Below are 16,026 nucleotides of genomic sequence, written 5' to 3' on the forward strand. Positions count from 1 at the left end.
TAGGCAAACTTTATTATTTTTCCCCAGGGGTAATTCCTCTAATTTTCTTAGCTAAGTTTAGGTGGAATATTTTTTAAAACATTATTAAACCAAAAATCTTTCTCTATTTGAATAATCATATTAATCAACTTATCATCTCTTAAAATTTCCTTATAAACAAATTTCTTGCCTTCAATTAATGATGCCACATAACATTTATCTGCCTTAAAAATCCTCATATAATGTTGTGCCTGAAGTATATAACTTACTGGAATACTCCCACCATTCCACTCTATTGGAAAATTTACATTTGAAGTTTTGCACATCAATATTGAATTTTCCCCAACAATCTTTCTATCCACACTTCCCACCATAAAATCATATTCTTCATCTTTTAACTTTTTATTTTCTTTCCTTACCTTTTTTCCACTTCTTATTGAAAATTCTTTTGCAATAATTTCTTTAAAAGTATTGTCCCAATAATTAGCTTCTTTTGATTTTACTAGTCCATCTTTTTGATTTAACTCCTCCTTATTAGAGTTAATCTTATCTAAATATATATCATAGGGTGTTTTAGTTTTATTTACCCCCATAATAATTGCAATATCAGACCCATCAATTCCTTTTAAAAATTCATTAATTGAATTTCCACTAATTGAACATCCCTTAATCAAATTCCCTTCTATCATAAACTCCTCCACTACCCTTTTTATATTCTGTTAAGTTATTTTATATTCTTTGTTTCTTACTTTAGTTTTATCTATTTTTGCTTGTTTAAAATTTTTTATATCAAAACTTGTATTCCTTAGGTGATCCAAAAATAGTTTTTTCATTAACCCCTAATACTGATGCTATTATTTTTTGATTCCTCTTTGTCGGAAATGTATGTCCCTTTTCCCAATTCCAAACACACTTTTCACTTATAATGCACTTTTCAGCAAACTCTTTTTGAGTCATATTAAGATATCTTCTTAAATAAACTATTCTTTCACAAGGCTTGCTGTTTAAAAAACTTTCTTGAGCTAATCTTAGTATATCCTTCATTACCATTTCCCCCTTATACATCTGTCTTAGTATATTTTAAGTAAATGTTTATATTTCAATATAAAACAAATTCCAATGCCAATTTGCCCTTATACTACAATATCAACACTATTTTTAAAACGTAACTAAAAGATTAATTTAATTATATTTTGTAAATATTTAACATATATTAATTTTATACATATTTTTATACGAACACAAGTTCGTATTTTCTTTATATTTATTATTTTAATGCAATAACTTTATTTATACTTACCTTTTCGCTATTATAATACGTTTTATATATATAACGACGTTAAAGCTGTAATTCCAGATAATTTTATTCTATTTTTTTACAATTTAATATGTTAGAATTTCCCTTAACACATATATATTAAGCAAATAAGGTCTATACTTTTATATCTTATTTAAGGCAGATTCAAAAAAAATAATAGACTAGTATGCTCATCTATTTTATGTGATACTACATCAGTAGATTTGCTAATAGGATCGCTATCAGACTAATCTACTTTCTTGGCTAATGAAAAATAGTGATGGCATTTTGGACTTATTATTTTTCTTCATATGCCTAAGAGATAAAAATATATTAAAGATCTAGGAGGGTATAAAATTGAATTTTAAACAAATTGAATCTTTAGTTTCACAAGCTAAAGACAAAAATAACTTATCAAAAGAATTATTAGCTAAAGAGTTTACTCCATTTATATTAAACCTTTCTAAAAAAACATTTATTGATGGCTATGATATAAACGATATACAAAACGAATGTTATAGGATACTCTTTAAATGCGTTGAAGCATATGACATAAAAAAGCATAGATTTGTTGCTTATGCAACCATTGGAATTAAAAATTGTATTAATGATTTGATTAAAAAAGGTAAAAATAGAAGTTCTTCTGAAGGATCAGAGGCACTTATACTTTCTGATAATTTAGAAAATGTGCTAACTTCTGATTCTCCTAGTTTAGATGAAATGTTTAGTAATAGGTCAGATTATGAGGAATTGCAAAAAGCAGTTGATACTTTAAATCATGAAGAAAAAGAGTTAATTTTATTTGTTTTCTTTAAGAATAATAGTTTAAGAAGTTACGCTTATTGGAAAAACATGTGTTATTCAACAGCAAATTATAAAAAAAGAGCATTAATTCAAAAGCTGCGAAGTCAGTTATGTTTTTAAGGAGGTGAGGTTATGACTGTTAATGAATTGATAGGACTTGTTGGTAATGTTGGTTTTCCTGTTGCTGTGAGTGCTTATTTGCTCATACGTTTGGAAAAACAATTGAATTCTTTATCTAATTCTATTAATAAATTAAACACCATAATATCAGCTAAACTTGGTATGGTTATTGATAGCTCTGAAGATAATTAAAAATACATTCGCTGAGTAAGTTCGAATAACAAAATATAAAATTTTGATTCTTAGAGGAAACTCGACTCATTGCATTCGCTGAGTAAGTTCGAATAACAAAATATAAAATTTTGATTCTCACTTATGTTAACTTTTGGATTTAACCATATATATTATATGACAAAGAAAAAAGGGGGAAATGAAAATGGCTGTAAACAAAATTGTAAAGGAAACTATTATGAGCATTGAGGTGCAAAAGGGGGTGGATAAATCAGGTGATCCAATTTATTCTAAGAAGAATTTTTCTAGTATAAAAGACGATGCAGATGCACAAAACATCTACGATGTAGCTGAAGCTATTAAAAAGGTTATAGAAGAGGATACTAGAAACACTTTTATCACTGTATCTTCAAAACTAATGAAAGCTTAATTATATAAAAAATAAGTAATAAGGAATAAATAATCTGAATCTGATAATAAGGCATAATCAAAAAATAACAAGTTCATATGCCTAAAAGAATAAATTAAATAACTTAAAATTTAAAAAACTTTGATATTGTAATAATTCTGATCATTATTAGTTTTTTTACAATATCAGAGTATCAAAATTTGATTAAAAATTTGGGAATTAAAAAATATAAAAATTTATAATATTTAAGGGGGAAATATTTTATGGAATATACATTAACAATGACTTTTTTAACTTCTACAGGAAAAAAGGTAAATATAAATATAGGTGGAGTTAAATCTGAACTTACTAAAGAAGAGGCTAGTTCTTTGATGGATACTATAATTGAAAAAGATATCTTTTTCATGAATTCTGGTTCTTTAGTTAGCAAAGATGGGGCTAAGTTAACTGAAAGAAAAGTTACTAAATATGAATTAAACTAATAAAAAAAGATCCAATCCCTTATTTAGAGATTGGATCTTTTTTTAACTACAATTATTTTATTTACATAAGGCACACGAAATAACAATAATATTCTTTATAATTCTAAATAATAATTTTTCATTTTTAAAACAAAAATAGATAAACCCTAAAATAACATTTCATCTGCTTCTATAAAGCATAATCAAAAATAAAAAATATCCATTATAACTTTGAACTTGTCATTTATTTTCATCTGACTAATAAAATAAATGTTTATTTTTCTTTTAAATTTGTTATAATATAAGAAAAGCCTAGTGCGGCAAACACTAAGCTAATCCTAGAACGTTTTTAAGAGGGCTATTAGATTATATGATTAACAGATGTAGAACGCTTAATCTTGCGATGATGGGGCGTTCTTTTCTGTTGTATTAAAACTAAATTCAAAACATTTAATGCTTAATTTTTACTAATGATTTTGCTCTTTTCTTATATCATTTATTTCTTTCTCACTTAACCCAGTTAACTCATTTATTACTTCGTTGGTCATTCCCATTTTAATTGCCTTTATTGCTGTTTTTTTTGCTTGTTTTTCTATACCCTTTTTCTCTATATTATCTAAAGTTTTTTCTAAATTATGAACCATAAAATCAACCTCCTCTTGATTACTATTTTCAAGAACATCTTCAATTTCATCTTTTAAATCATCTCTAACTCTTGGTTTAACTATATTTTTAAGCCATTGCTTAAATACACTAAACTGTTCTGGTGAAACTTTCTTTAATATATATATCATCTTTTTAAGTCTTCTTATTAGTTCTTCTTCATCTATCTCTTGATCTAATAAAAATACTGCTGATATCATGTTTGATATGTTTAATAATTCATCATCAGAATATCTATTTATATCAAATAACATATAATTAAAATCTAATATATTACCTTCAAATAATTCATAACCACTTAATATTTCCTTAAAACTAACCTTTGCAGTCCATTTATTCTTTCCATTATATAAGACTAGTGGCACAATTGATGGTAATTTAAAACTCTTTCTTATTCTATTATTCTTATCAGTATTTTTAAGTACATCTCTCCAAATTTCTGTCATGTAAAATAACAATCTCATAGGCATTTGAAAATCAACTTTTGATTGAAATTCTAATAATACATAAAATATAACTTCTTTATCATTAATATTTGCTTTATATAAAATATCAGATTCCTCTTCTTCAAAATCTGAAAGTATATAGGATTTATCAACTAAAATTAAATCTTCTTCTTTAATTAAATTTGCCCATTCTTTTTTAGTAAAACTTCTTAAAAACTCTAAAAAAGTTTCCTTATGTGAAAATATATGCTTATATCCTACATCGTGTTCATGATGCACATTACCATTTTTCAAAACATCACTCCTACTATTTATTATCTTAATTATAACCCATATTTTATCTTCTTAAAACAAAAACAGATGGAATTTAAAATCTTCTATCTATTCCTATAAAGCACAATCAAAAATATCAATTGCAACTTTAAACTTATTATTTATTTTCATATGACTAATAAAATAAATGTTTATTTTTCTACTAAATTTGTTATAATATAAATAAGAAAAGCCTAGTGCGGCAAACACTAAGCTAATCCTAGAACGTTTTTAAGTTTTAGGGCTATTGAATATTATATGATTAACAGATGTAGAACGCTTAATCTTGCGATGATGGGGCGTTCTTTTCTGTTGTATTATAATAGTAATCTTTTCCCCAGACCTGCTACTGGGATTATTGCTTTTCTTATTTTTTTATTCATTTTTTAATTCCTACTAAATTATTTTTTTCATAATATAAGCAAATAATTTAGTTTATCAACTGCTATATTTATCCATATATTTGCTTAAACCTATACCTAGTAATTTATCACAAAAATCTAACCCCTTTGTGAGAGAAATATTCCCAAACTTGCTAACGCTCTTGCTTGGCATACACTCATTTGCTAATAATTATCTTTCAAATCATCTATATTTCTCATTAATTTACTATTATTTTTAAACCACTCCTCATCTTTATTCCACCATTCTAAGCTTTCTAAAAAATCTATATCTGCTTGTTTAAATCTAAATTTTATTAGTTTAGCTGGTACTCCGCCAACAATTGCATATGGTTTTACATCTTTTATAACAATACTTCCGGCTGCTATTATTGCTCCATTTCCTATATTAACTCCATCTTTTATAAAAACATTGCCTCCTATCCAAACATCATTTCCAATATTTATTTGCTGAATTTCATTAAAGTACTCCTTTTCAACAAATGTTTTTCCACATTGTTTTCGTATTGAATAAAATGCTGGATGTGTTGATACAAATGTATTAGTTGGATGATTTCCTCCTCCTAAGGTTACATTTGGTCCTATACTACAAAATTTTCCTACTGTTGAATTAAACATTCTACATTTTTCACTTACATATGTATATTGTCCCATTATTACATTTGATAATTCACAATTTTTAGATATGGATATATTCTCTTCTAATTTGCATCCATTTAGTTGAGACATATATCCTAATGAAATATTTAATCTTTTTAATTTTAATTTTCTTATTTTCCAAAGTATGCAATCACTAATTGGACTTTTAAAAATTTCTTTAATATAATTAATCACTTATTTTTCTCCTTATTTTTCTCTTTATTTTAATCAGATAATTATATTTCAAGGTTTGAATTAAATCTTTAGTTGATGCATAATTAACTATTTTATTTAAACTTTTTATCTTTGAATTTATTGTAAAAATCTTTTTATTGCTTACATCTTTTGATATATTATATAAAAAAATATCATTTCCACTAATTTGATTAATAATATTTAATTCATACGGAATTAACGATCCATCATAACTTTTTAAAATTTCATAATCTAATCTTTTGCTTGTTAATAAATACTTAGTTTTTATTTTATTGTATTTTTGACCATAAAAATCTATTAATACTTGTTTTTTATTTATTTTATTATTATATAAATCTATAATTTTCATGTTCTCAAAAAAAGCATCATAAATTGATATTGAATCATTTATGTCCTTAAATTTATAATTTACATCTTTTCTGGATGTTAATGGTACTTGATAAATGCCTGTATCCATTGAAAAGTGTGTTCCTTTATCACCATAATTTGTAGAAAATGATTCATTAGGATAAACAAAAAACTTATTGGTTTCAATCATATAGCTTATAAAATATTTTAACCAAGATGATTCAGGCCAATTTAAAACATTATCTGGAATATTCTTTTTGTTTTTTAATTCATTACAGTTATTTTTATACCATTTTTTGAATGAATCCCATTGTTTACATGTCCAAGATTGTCCCCATGAAGATGGAAATTGCATAAAGAAAATATCCGATTCATCTCGTAAATTATAAAATATTTTATTATTATGAACATTTCTTTTATGAGAATATAATGATATTCCAGCTATTTTATCATTGTTTTCGTAATATTTTATAGCACTTTGAGCAAAATTATAAAATCCTGGTGCAACAAATAAATCATCTTCCAACATTATTATATTTCCATATTTGTAAGTTAAATCTCCACATTTTAAAACATGCTTTCTAAGTCCTAAGTTTTCTGATTGATATATAACTATTTTTTCACCATTATTCCATATAAATTTATTAGAATATTCTAAAACATCTTGATTATCATTTCCTTTATCAATACTAATTATTAGATTTGCCTTTTGAGCGTATTCTGCTAAAGATATTGATGATAAAAGTCTTTTAAGTGAATCTAATCTATTAAATGCTATAATAACTATTGTTAACATACTTATACTCCTTATTTATATTAATCTTTTTAGTAATTCAATTTAACCATATTATTATCAAATTTCTCATTTCAATTAGCTATAATATGTTAATGTGTTGAAAACTTTTTTGATATTAAATTATTTTTTAATCCTAAAATCATATTAACTAATATATCATCTTTTAAAATAATTATCATTCCAAAATATACAATTGGCGAAATTATAATTGACAATATAATGAGCAACAAACAATTATTTATTATATTTCTTAAAATAATAATTCCTATTCCCATTATTATCACAGATATCATATATTTTATAAAAGATTTATTAATATAATTTATTTTTATATTTTTACATTTAATTTTTATAAGTATTAAACCAACAATTGCTAAACTAGTTTCTGTTACAACCCAAACAATTGAAGCTCCTATATATGAAAATTTACTTATTAATAACATATTTAAAATTATGCTTAATATTGCCCCTCCTAATTGCATCCTAAATGCTAACTTTTCTAACCCATTAGGAATAAGTATTTGATTTACTTGCCATGAACCAACTGATGTTATCAATATTAAAGAACTTATTATCTGTAGTGATGGTGTTGCTAATAGAAATTCTTCTTTTCCTAAGAGTAACATTATTTCTTTAGCTAGTAACAATATTCCAACCATACATGGTAATGCAAGTATATAAATATAATTAATTGATTTTTGTATTATTTTTTTATATTCACAATAATTTTTTTGTATTAAATAAGATGTTCTTGGAATAAATACAGTAACTATAGAACTAGTTATATTAAAACCTATACTTTGAATAGTTTTACTTCTAAGATAATATGCTAAATCTACTTGTGATTTAATTCCTATCATTGTTTGATCTAAAGTAGCATATAATGCTACTACTAACGTAGTCATAAAATAAACTTTTAATTGTTTAAAATAATAGAGTAATTTAAATTTATACACTTTATTATCAACATATTTTTTAGTATGTATATAATTTAATACATTATTAAAACTTAATCCAATAATATTAATTAATGCATAAATTAAATAATCTTCTCTATGCTTTACCATAATAAAAATTAATAATATACTAATTAATTTCACTATAATATTTCTAATAGTTATATAACCATACTCTTCTATCCCTTGGTAAAACCAATCAATAGAGAATACATTTAAAATCAGCATTACAATCATCAACATATATAAATTAAAATTGTTTTCAAAACTTTCTATACTAAAAATTATTATTAAATAAAAAATTAATGCTATTATGGATAGTATTAATTGTATAATAATTAAATTCCAAAATGACATTGACATTTTTTTTCTATCATATCTATTCCTGGCAATTTCTCTCACTCCATATCTCGGTATACCAAATGTGGCAAATAAAATAAACCAATTTATAATTGATGTAGCATAATTTATTTTTCCTATATTTTCTGCCCCTAAAATTGATGATAAATAGGGTGATGTAATAAGTGGAAAAATCATATTTGCAGTCATTAATATTACATTATATATATAATTCTGTTTTAGAGAGTTACCCTTCACATTTATTCTCCTTATTATTTTATACATTCGTTAAGTTATCCGAATATTGATCTTCTTTATCTTAGGAAATACAATAAGTTTGATTAGAACCGAATTCCCCACTTGAAATGAGAAGAACAGCAACAGTAAATTGTTCTCGTTGTAATTCTGACCAATTGTATAAGTTTGGTTTAGACAAACAGACTAATCAAAAATATCAATATAGATGATAATTTATTGTAAACAATATTCTATAATTACCCAAACTAAATTATCCTATATATCCTAATTGTCATAAAACAACTTTTCTTTATCACTCTTATGAATACTACACTTGTTATAAATGTAGTAATAAAAAGCTGATTCATTTAAAGATAAATTAGATTTATATTAGTATTTCATCTAACTAAATCTCACAATGAAGACTCCTCATTCATTTTAACTAATCAAGCTAAATCAGTTGGTAAACCAATGCACTTTATTACTGATAGATTATCATCATATAACCAAGTTACTGCTTAAATTTAAAATTGATAGCTTTGATTGGCCTGCAAAAACCTTTATTCATTGAAGGCTTATTTGCTATACAATAAATTAATCAAACTTATACAATTTTAAAAGAATGAGTAATTCTACGAAATATTAAACTTTTTTTCATAACAACCTAACAGAATCATTTTATCAATTTAATTATATTATTTTTTTTAGTAGAAATAAAACTTAAACTAATTAAAAGTATATAATTAAATACATTTACATATTGATACGAAAAAAGTATTGGCTCTGCTAATGATATAATAAATATAAATATTAAAGTGATATATGAAAATTTTATATCTATATAATTATATAGTTTTTTTTCCCTTAAATTTTTAATATTATTCCATAAACATATCCACACCACAATTGTTCCAATTATACCCAACTCTAATATCATCTCTAAGATTCCATTATGTGCATGTCCACCATTATAATACTTATAATTATAATAGTCTGAATATGAATTAGTTCCCCAAAATGTCCCTAACCCATATCCTATTTTTCTCATATCAATCATTTCCATTATTCCTTTCCAAATACTCGTCCTACCAGTTAAAGTTAGATTTACATTTGCTAAAATAGAAATTCTTTCAATTATAGGTATCATAGCAACATATATTATTGATACAATATTTGAAATAAATATTATTATGGATCCTTTTATATAAAATTTATTGTTAATAATCACTATTAATCCAACTATTAATAATGCAATAAAAGCCGTCTGACTTTTAGATTTATCTATAAAATATATACATGATATAATATTAAATATTGAAATTATTTTGTTAAAACCTTTAATCCTATTAATAAGATTAATATATGATATTATTATTATTAAAGCACAGCATATAGATAAATGAATTCTATGTCCTGTTATTCCTTGTAAAGTAATGCCATATCTAAAATCTATATATTCAACCTTATTGGGATATATATATATATATATATAATTTAAAATTAAAAATATGAAGCAACCAAAATTAATGTTAAATAATATATTTATCTTTCCATCTATACATTTAATAATGATATTTATTATATATACACTCATACAAATTAATACAATAGCTAACTTTATACTTTGCAATTTATCTATTGAATTAAATGAACTTATAATTAGAAGTAATATAGGATATAATAATACACTTTTAAATTGCAAAAATTTTTTAATATTATTAGTTAATATAATATCTAATATTGATATAATACCTAATACTATTACAACTAATTTTATATTTTCAATATTAAAAATATATTCATTTTCAAATAAAATTCTATTAATAGGAAATAGAGCAATAATAAGATATACGTTTATACCATTTAAAATTAACTTATACATTTTTAACATCCTTTAGTGACTTTAATCTTCTTTTTATATTTCCTAATATTCTTTTTATATATATTAATATTACAACTTTTTTATTAAATTGCTTTTTTAATATATTTATAGATTCTTTACTTATTAATTTTATTGATTCTTCCGATGTACTAAAACCAGTACAATCATATACACTAATAATTTCATCTATATATTTAAATGATCTATTATTTTTAAAATTATTTATTAACCAATACCTATCTGCACATACTTTATAATTCAAGTCAAATAAGTTGTTTTCAAAACATTTCTTTGATGCAAAAATAGTTTGATGACAAAGCATTTTTTCTCTTATAAAAAAAAGTTTATTAATTTTTTCTTTATCATTATTTATAATTAAGTTATTAACCTTATAATTTCCATATAGTATATCACAATCATTAAACTTTTTATCTATTTTTTCTAATATCATATTATTGTAAAAAATATCTCCTGCATTTAAGAAAAATAGTATCTCACCATCTGCCAAATATATTCCTTTATTCATTGCATCGTATATTCCATCATCCTCTTCACTTAATAATTTAAAATGTTTAAATTTTTTTGAATAATTTTCTATTATTTTTAAAGTACTATCTTTTGATTTTCCATCTATAAAAATCATCTCATAATCTTTAAATTCTTGATTCATTACTGATTCTATAGTTTGCTTTATTAATTTTTCACAATTATAGCAAACTGTAATAATTGAAAATCTCACTTTATAAAATACTCCTTTGTTAATTTAATAATATTTTTAATAATTTCTTTAACATATAATTTTAAATATGAATAACTGTACAATTTATTTGCAAACGAATTTCCATTTCTAATTTTCCCATATATAACTTTTAAAAATTTAAACCCAAAAAATATATTTGTTATTTTACATTCAGGATATTTTTCATTATTTAATATTAAATTAAATAAATTTAACCATTCATCTAATGTCTTATAAATATCAAACTTATTTCTCGCAAAATTTATTCCTTGTTTTGAAAAATTGTTATTTAATTCATTATCGTTTAATAAATCACAAATTTTCTTTCTTAAGTTATATCCATTATTAATTAAATATCCACTCTTTTTATTGTTTACTGTTTCTAAATAACCAACACATTTTTTGGTTACTACAGGCACCCCACTTGCTTGAAATTCTAGTGCTGTAAGTCCAAATGTTTCTGTTTTTCCACTTGGGTTAGATATTCCAACCTTAGTTTGTTTTATAATATATTTTTTTTCTTCTCCTAAAATTCCATGAAATACAACTGATGGTAACAACTTATTATCTTTATCGGTTATATATTTTATAAACATTTTTTCATATTTTTCGGAAGTTAATTTCAATGAACCTAATTTAGCATTTCTGTCATATAAATTTCCTCCACCAATTACATGAAGTTCAGCCTCTGGAATATCTTTAATAATTTTCTTCCATTGTTTTGCAATAATATGAAATCCTTTTTCCTTAGTTAAACTTCCTATATAAGTTACAATTTTGTTCTTTGCTTCTGCTTCTACAATATTTTCTTTATACCTATCAGTATCAAATAGATTATATATATAGAGAGACTTTTTGTAAATATTGTCATCTATATAATACAGCAATTGTTCTTTGCTAACAAATACATTTGCCCTTATATATTTATTTGCATATATCTCTTTTAAAATTTTGCTATTTGTTATAAAATTATGACTCCATAATACAGTTTTCACTTTATTTCTAGCAATTTCACTATAAATTTTCATATCATTAATTGTTCGTATTATGAATATATCAATAAAATGTTTTTTACAATAAGCAATTGCTCCATAAATATTTTCTACTTGAATATTATTTATATTATATGGTAATTTTTGCAATTTGCTAGTTAATAATATTATTTCTATTTTTTTACTAAGATAATATGTTAGTAAAAAAAACATATATTCTGTTCCTCCTATTCCAGGATTTCCATTATATATATTTGAACAATCTATGTTTTCTATAGTTTTATTATCTATATAAAATGCAATTTTCATTTTAAACCTCATTTCAATATAATTGTTATATTATAATTTATTTAAAGCAAATCGTATTGAATTAACAAATTGTAAACTTACATTTTTCAATGTGAATTTTTCTAAAAAATTCACATTATTTTCAATCATATTTTTACATAATTCTTTATTATTTATTAAAGTTTTTATTTTATTACTAAATTCAATTGAATCATAAGGATCTACTATATATCCATTTACTCCATCTTTTATAAGATCCTTACTTCCATCTGCATACTTAGATGAAATTATTATCAAATTATTACACATTGCTTCTAATACTACTAATCCAAAACAATCTTCTCTCGTAGGCAATATAAATATATCACATTTCTTATAGTATTCTCTAAGTTCATATTCCTGCTTAAATCCTAAGAACTCTATTTTTTCTAAAATTCCTAATTTTTTTGCTTGTTTTTCTAAATTTTTTCTTTCCGATCCTTCTCCTATTATCATCAATTTATAATCATTTTTCACTTTACTTAATGCACTAAACAATAAATCTATGCCTTTTCTTTTAATTAGGCTTCCAACATATAATAGATTATAATTATTGTATGTATCTTTCTTATATAAATATTTATCTATATCTACAGTTAAATAACTAATATATATTTTTTTTTCATCTGCTCCATAAAATATTTGCGCTTCTTTTGTCTTTGTACTGCTAGCTATGTAAGCTACTGCTCCTAATATAATTATTTTTCGTGAGACTTTTTGAATTACATTAATATTTTTTTCTGAATTTAATGTTCCATCAGACCAACTAATAAATTTTTTCTTTCTAAGCTTACACCATATTAAACTTTGTAATACTGTTGGATTATATTCTGATGCTACTACTACATCTGGATTAAAATTATTTAAAACTGACATTGTATTGAATGGAATATGTATATATTTGTTATCATTTCTTTTTTTTATTTTCATAGTAACAGATTTTAGAAAAATACTGTTTAATAAACTTTGTGACTTTATAGTCCACTTTCTATTATCTTCATTTTTACTTGAATATATTATTTTAAACTCAAATTCTTTATAAGTTTTAATTAAATAATTAAATAAATCAATTCTATATGGTGATGGTATATTTGTTATTATTGCTACTTTCATAATTAATTTATATACTCCTTAAAACTATATTTTATATAATAAATCATTTCTAATTAAACTGTTTCCCTAATAAATTAAGTTAATTTAAGGTATAAATACCTTAGACTGAAAGTCATTGTTCTATTTTAAATATATATTCTTTAATTTTGGAATTTCATGTTGTATCAACATCTGAACATAATCTTTTCAATCATGCCCACTAATTGTAATTTCTCTCACTTAATGCTTTATTTTAATCTCCATATAATATAACACTTTATATCATATATAGTACTACTTTTTTTATTATACATAATCACACTACTAAACTATTCTTTGTCATTATTATTGTCATATTTACAGCTTATTCAAAGGTCAAAATCTCCTACTCTGTAAACATGGTATATTTAACTAAATAAAATGAGAAATTTTAAAAAAATAAAAAGTATGCCGTAACAAACCAGAACCATCTATAATTTATATATCTCTAATAAAATCTTATAATTTTTTTCCACTGTATATTTCTTTTTATAATCAACATACGCTCCATTAATATATTTATCTAAGATTTTATAATCTGAAAATATATTTATGCAATTAACTAATTCATCTATTGAGTTTACTGTAAATTTAATTCCATTTTTATCATTTAACACATCTGAAAAAGCTCCAATATTACTTGCAATAACAGGTGTTCCTACTGAAAATGCTTCTATATTTACCATTCCAAAAGTTTCATACCAAATTGACGGTGCAATTAAAGCCTTAGCTTTTGATATTACCTTTTTCACTTCTTTATTTTCTACTAATCCAAGTATTTTTATATTGTTAATATTATTTTCTTCAATAAATTTTTTTACATATAATTCTTCAGGTCCTTTTCCAATAATCAACAATTCTTCATTTTTTATATTTTTCCATGTATTTAATAAAACTTTAATTCCCTTAAGTTGATCTATTCTTCCTAAAAATACAAAATATTCTCGATTTTCAGCTGGTAAAATATCCATATTGATATTTTCAGTAAAATTTGGTTTTACGAATATTTTATTTTTATGAATAAACTTACTAATTTTCTCTTTCGAAAATTTTGTTAAAGCTATATAAGCATCTACTTTATCATAACTACCAATAATTCTATTTATCTTCAACATAAGTACAACTATTAATGTCTGAATTGCAGAATCCCTATAACACTTATTTTGAATGGCACACTTAAGACCTTTACTCATACACTTTTCACATATTTCACCATTACAAGTAAAAGTAGCTCCAGGACAAAGTAATCTAAAATTATGTACAGTTTGTACTACTTTGACTCCACAATCTTTCGCAGCTTTATAAACCGAAGGACTTATTAAAGGCAAAGTATTATGCACATGGACTATATCTATATTATTTTCTCTAATTATTTCTTTTACTTCTTTAATAGTCTTAAAAGAATATATAGTTTCAAATAGCAACTTTATCTTTCCCCATATACCACTTTCTTTTATCTCATCATTATGTCTTGTATAGATAAATACTTCATGTCCATTATCTTCAAGCATCTTTTTCTCATTTGCAACTACAGTATCTTCTCCACCAGGCACTTGATAATAATTATGAACTATTAAAACTTTTTCTTTATTCATTACCTATCAAGTCCTTTCATAAAACTTTTATTGAACAGTGTTAAATACATAAACTTACTATTTGTAGTTACATATCTTTTTAATAATCTCTTAGGGTCTTGCATTAATCTATATAGCCATTCAAGACTACATTTTTGCATCCAAATTGGTGCTCTTTTTATCTTTTCAGCATAATAGTCAAAGCCTGCTCCAACTCCAAACATTATTGCATTAACTTTACCTTTATGAATAGACATCCACTTTTCCTGCTTAGGGGCACCTAATCCAATCCATAAAAAATCTACTTTTTCACTATTTATCTCATTTAAAATTTTTTCATCTTCTAGAGATACTTCTGACTTAAATGGTGGTGAATACATTCCTACTATATTTAACTTAGGATATTTCTCTTTAAGTTTAACTTTAAGCAATTCTAAGGTTTCTTCTGTACTCCCATAAAAATAATGATTATAACCTTTTTCCTCTGACTCTTTAAATAATTCTCCCATCAAATCTGGTCCTGTTACTCTTTGAGCATTTTTAAATCCTAGTTTCTTGCTTAAAACTGAAAGAGGTTTTCCATCAGGAAGTGCTAATGCACCTCCATTTTGAATTTTCCTATATTCCTTATCTTCATAAGCTGTAACAGTAGTATGAACGTTAGAAACACAAATATAGTTTCCTTTAAGTGTCTCTAAGTTTTCTTCAATATAATTAACTGTTTCATTAAGATTAGTAACGGCTATATTTACACCAAGTATATTACAAGTTTCCATTACAAAATCTC

Annotated in this window: 16 protein-coding genes and 1 pseudogene; 5 read left to right on the forward strand and 12 right to left on the reverse strand. The window is 23.6% G+C overall.

The window, feature by feature from the left end; translation table 11 throughout:
• Positions 1 to 47: 47 nt before the first annotated feature.
• Positions 48 to 668, reverse strand: a complete 621-nt coding sequence (locus ACYUET_RS07365; RefSeq protein ID WP_460278663.1) for a YqaJ viral recombinase family nuclease — start codon at positions 666 to 668, stop codon at positions 48 to 50.
• Positions 669 to 768: 100 nt separating this feature from the next.
• Positions 769 to 1,023 carry a helix-turn-helix domain-containing protein gene (locus tag ACYUET_RS07370; RefSeq protein WP_460278664.1) on the reverse strand — a complete coding sequence of 85 codons (255 nt, stop codon included), beginning with the start codon at positions 1,021 to 1,023 and terminating at the stop codon, positions 769 to 771.
• Positions 1,024 to 1,633: 610 nt separating this feature from the next.
• Here ACYUET_RS07370 and ACYUET_RS07375 point away from each other — a divergent pair.
• The 4 genes from ACYUET_RS07375 (at position 1,634) to ACYUET_RS07390 (ending at position 3,262) form a co-directional block, all read left to right on the forward strand.
• Positions 1,634 to 2,200 carry a sigma-70 family RNA polymerase sigma factor gene (locus tag ACYUET_RS07375; RefSeq protein WP_460278665.1) on the forward strand — a complete coding sequence of 189 codons (567 nt, stop codon included), beginning with the start codon at positions 1,634 to 1,636 and terminating at the stop codon, positions 2,198 to 2,200.
• Between the two features lie 12 nt (positions 2,201 to 2,212).
• Positions 2,213 to 2,392, forward strand: a complete 180-nt coding sequence (locus ACYUET_RS07380; protein ID WP_460278666.1) for a YvrJ family protein — start codon at positions 2,213 to 2,215, stop codon at positions 2,390 to 2,392.
• 184 nt (positions 2,393 to 2,576) lie between these two features.
• Positions 2,577 to 2,801 carry a DUF1659 domain-containing protein gene (locus ACYUET_RS07385; protein ID WP_460278667.1) on the forward strand — a complete coding sequence of 75 codons (225 nt, stop codon included), beginning with the start codon at positions 2,577 to 2,579 and terminating at the stop codon, positions 2,799 to 2,801.
• 242 nt (positions 2,802 to 3,043) lie between these two features.
• A complete protein-coding gene (locus ACYUET_RS07390) occupies positions 3,044 to 3,262 on the forward strand; it encodes a DUF2922 domain-containing protein (RefSeq protein ID WP_460278668.1) in 219 nt (72 codons plus the stop codon).
• Between the two features lie 446 nt (positions 3,263 to 3,708).
• Here ACYUET_RS07390 and ACYUET_RS07395 read toward each other — a convergent pair whose 3' ends face one another.
• The 4 genes from ACYUET_RS07395 to ACYUET_RS07410 form a co-directional block, all read right to left on the reverse strand.
• The gene (locus ACYUET_RS07395; protein ID WP_460278669.1) at positions 3,709 to 4,644 is read right to left on the reverse strand and encodes an Rpn family recombination-promoting nuclease/putative transposase; all 936 of its coding nucleotides are present in this window, start codon (positions 4,642 to 4,644) and stop codon (positions 3,709 to 3,711) included.
• 584 nt (positions 4,645 to 5,228) lie between these two features.
• Positions 5,229 to 5,897: a CatB-related O-acetyltransferase gene (locus tag ACYUET_RS07400; protein ID WP_460278670.1), complete on the reverse strand. Its 669-nt coding sequence runs from the start codon at positions 5,895 to 5,897 to the stop codon at positions 5,229 to 5,231.
• Positions 5,890 to 7,062 (reverse strand): glycosyltransferase family protein, encoded by a 1,173-nt coding sequence (locus ACYUET_RS07405; RefSeq protein WP_460278671.1) that lies wholly within the window; start codon positions 7,060 to 7,062, stop codon positions 5,890 to 5,892. The genes ACYUET_RS07400 and ACYUET_RS07405 overlap by 8 nt, the downstream gene beginning before the upstream one ends.
• Positions 7,063 to 7,151: 89 nt before the next feature.
• Positions 7,152 to 8,615, reverse strand: coding sequence for a flippase (locus ACYUET_RS07410; RefSeq protein WP_460278672.1), 1,464 nt, complete (start codon positions 8,613 to 8,615; stop codon positions 7,152 to 7,154).
• A 360-nt stretch (positions 8,616 to 8,975) separates the two neighbouring features.
• Here ACYUET_RS07410 and ACYUET_RS07415 point away from each other — a divergent pair.
• A pseudogene (locus ACYUET_RS07415) lies at positions 8,976 to 9,113 on the forward strand (IS6 family transposase); the annotation flags it as partial.
• Between the two features lie 154 nt (positions 9,114 to 9,267).
• On the opposite strand, the gene ACYUET_RS07420 reads toward ACYUET_RS07415, so the two are convergent.
• The 6 genes from ACYUET_RS07420 to ACYUET_RS07445 form a co-directional block, all read right to left on the reverse strand.
• Positions 9,268 to 10,476 carry an O-antigen ligase family protein gene (locus ACYUET_RS07420; protein ID WP_460278673.1) on the reverse strand — a complete coding sequence of 403 codons (1,209 nt, stop codon included), beginning with the start codon at positions 10,474 to 10,476 and terminating at the stop codon, positions 9,268 to 9,270.
• The gene (locus ACYUET_RS07425) at positions 10,469 to 11,215 is read right to left on the reverse strand and encodes a glycosyltransferase family 2 protein (RefSeq protein ID WP_460278674.1); all 747 of its coding nucleotides are present in this window, start codon (positions 11,213 to 11,215) and stop codon (positions 10,469 to 10,471) included. Before ACYUET_RS07425 ends, ACYUET_RS07420 begins: the two co-directional genes overlap by 8 nt.
• Positions 11,212 to 12,516: a glycosyltransferase family 4 protein gene (locus ACYUET_RS07430; protein WP_460278675.1), complete on the reverse strand. Its 1,305-nt coding sequence runs from the start codon at positions 12,514 to 12,516 to the stop codon at positions 11,212 to 11,214. The genes ACYUET_RS07425 and ACYUET_RS07430 overlap by 4 nt, the downstream gene beginning before the upstream one ends.
• Before the next feature lie 30 nt (positions 12,517 to 12,546).
• Positions 12,547 to 13,647: a glycosyltransferase gene (locus ACYUET_RS07435; RefSeq protein ID WP_460278676.1), complete on the reverse strand. Its 1,101-nt coding sequence runs from the start codon at positions 13,645 to 13,647 to the stop codon at positions 12,547 to 12,549.
• Positions 13,648 to 14,096: 449 nt separating this feature from the next.
• Entirely contained in the window at positions 14,097 to 15,260 is a 1,164-nt protein-coding gene (locus tag ACYUET_RS07440) for a glycosyltransferase family 4 protein (RefSeq protein ID WP_460278677.1), read from the reverse strand.
• A complete protein-coding gene (locus tag ACYUET_RS07445; protein WP_460278678.1) occupies positions 15,260 to 16,015 on the reverse strand; it encodes a WecB/TagA/CpsF family glycosyltransferase in 756 nt (251 codons plus the stop codon). The genes ACYUET_RS07440 and ACYUET_RS07445 overlap by 1 nt, the downstream gene beginning before the upstream one ends.
• Positions 16,016 to 16,026: the final 11 nt, after the last annotated feature.

It is taken from the genome of Clostridium sp. CTA-5 (assembly GCF_054768135.1).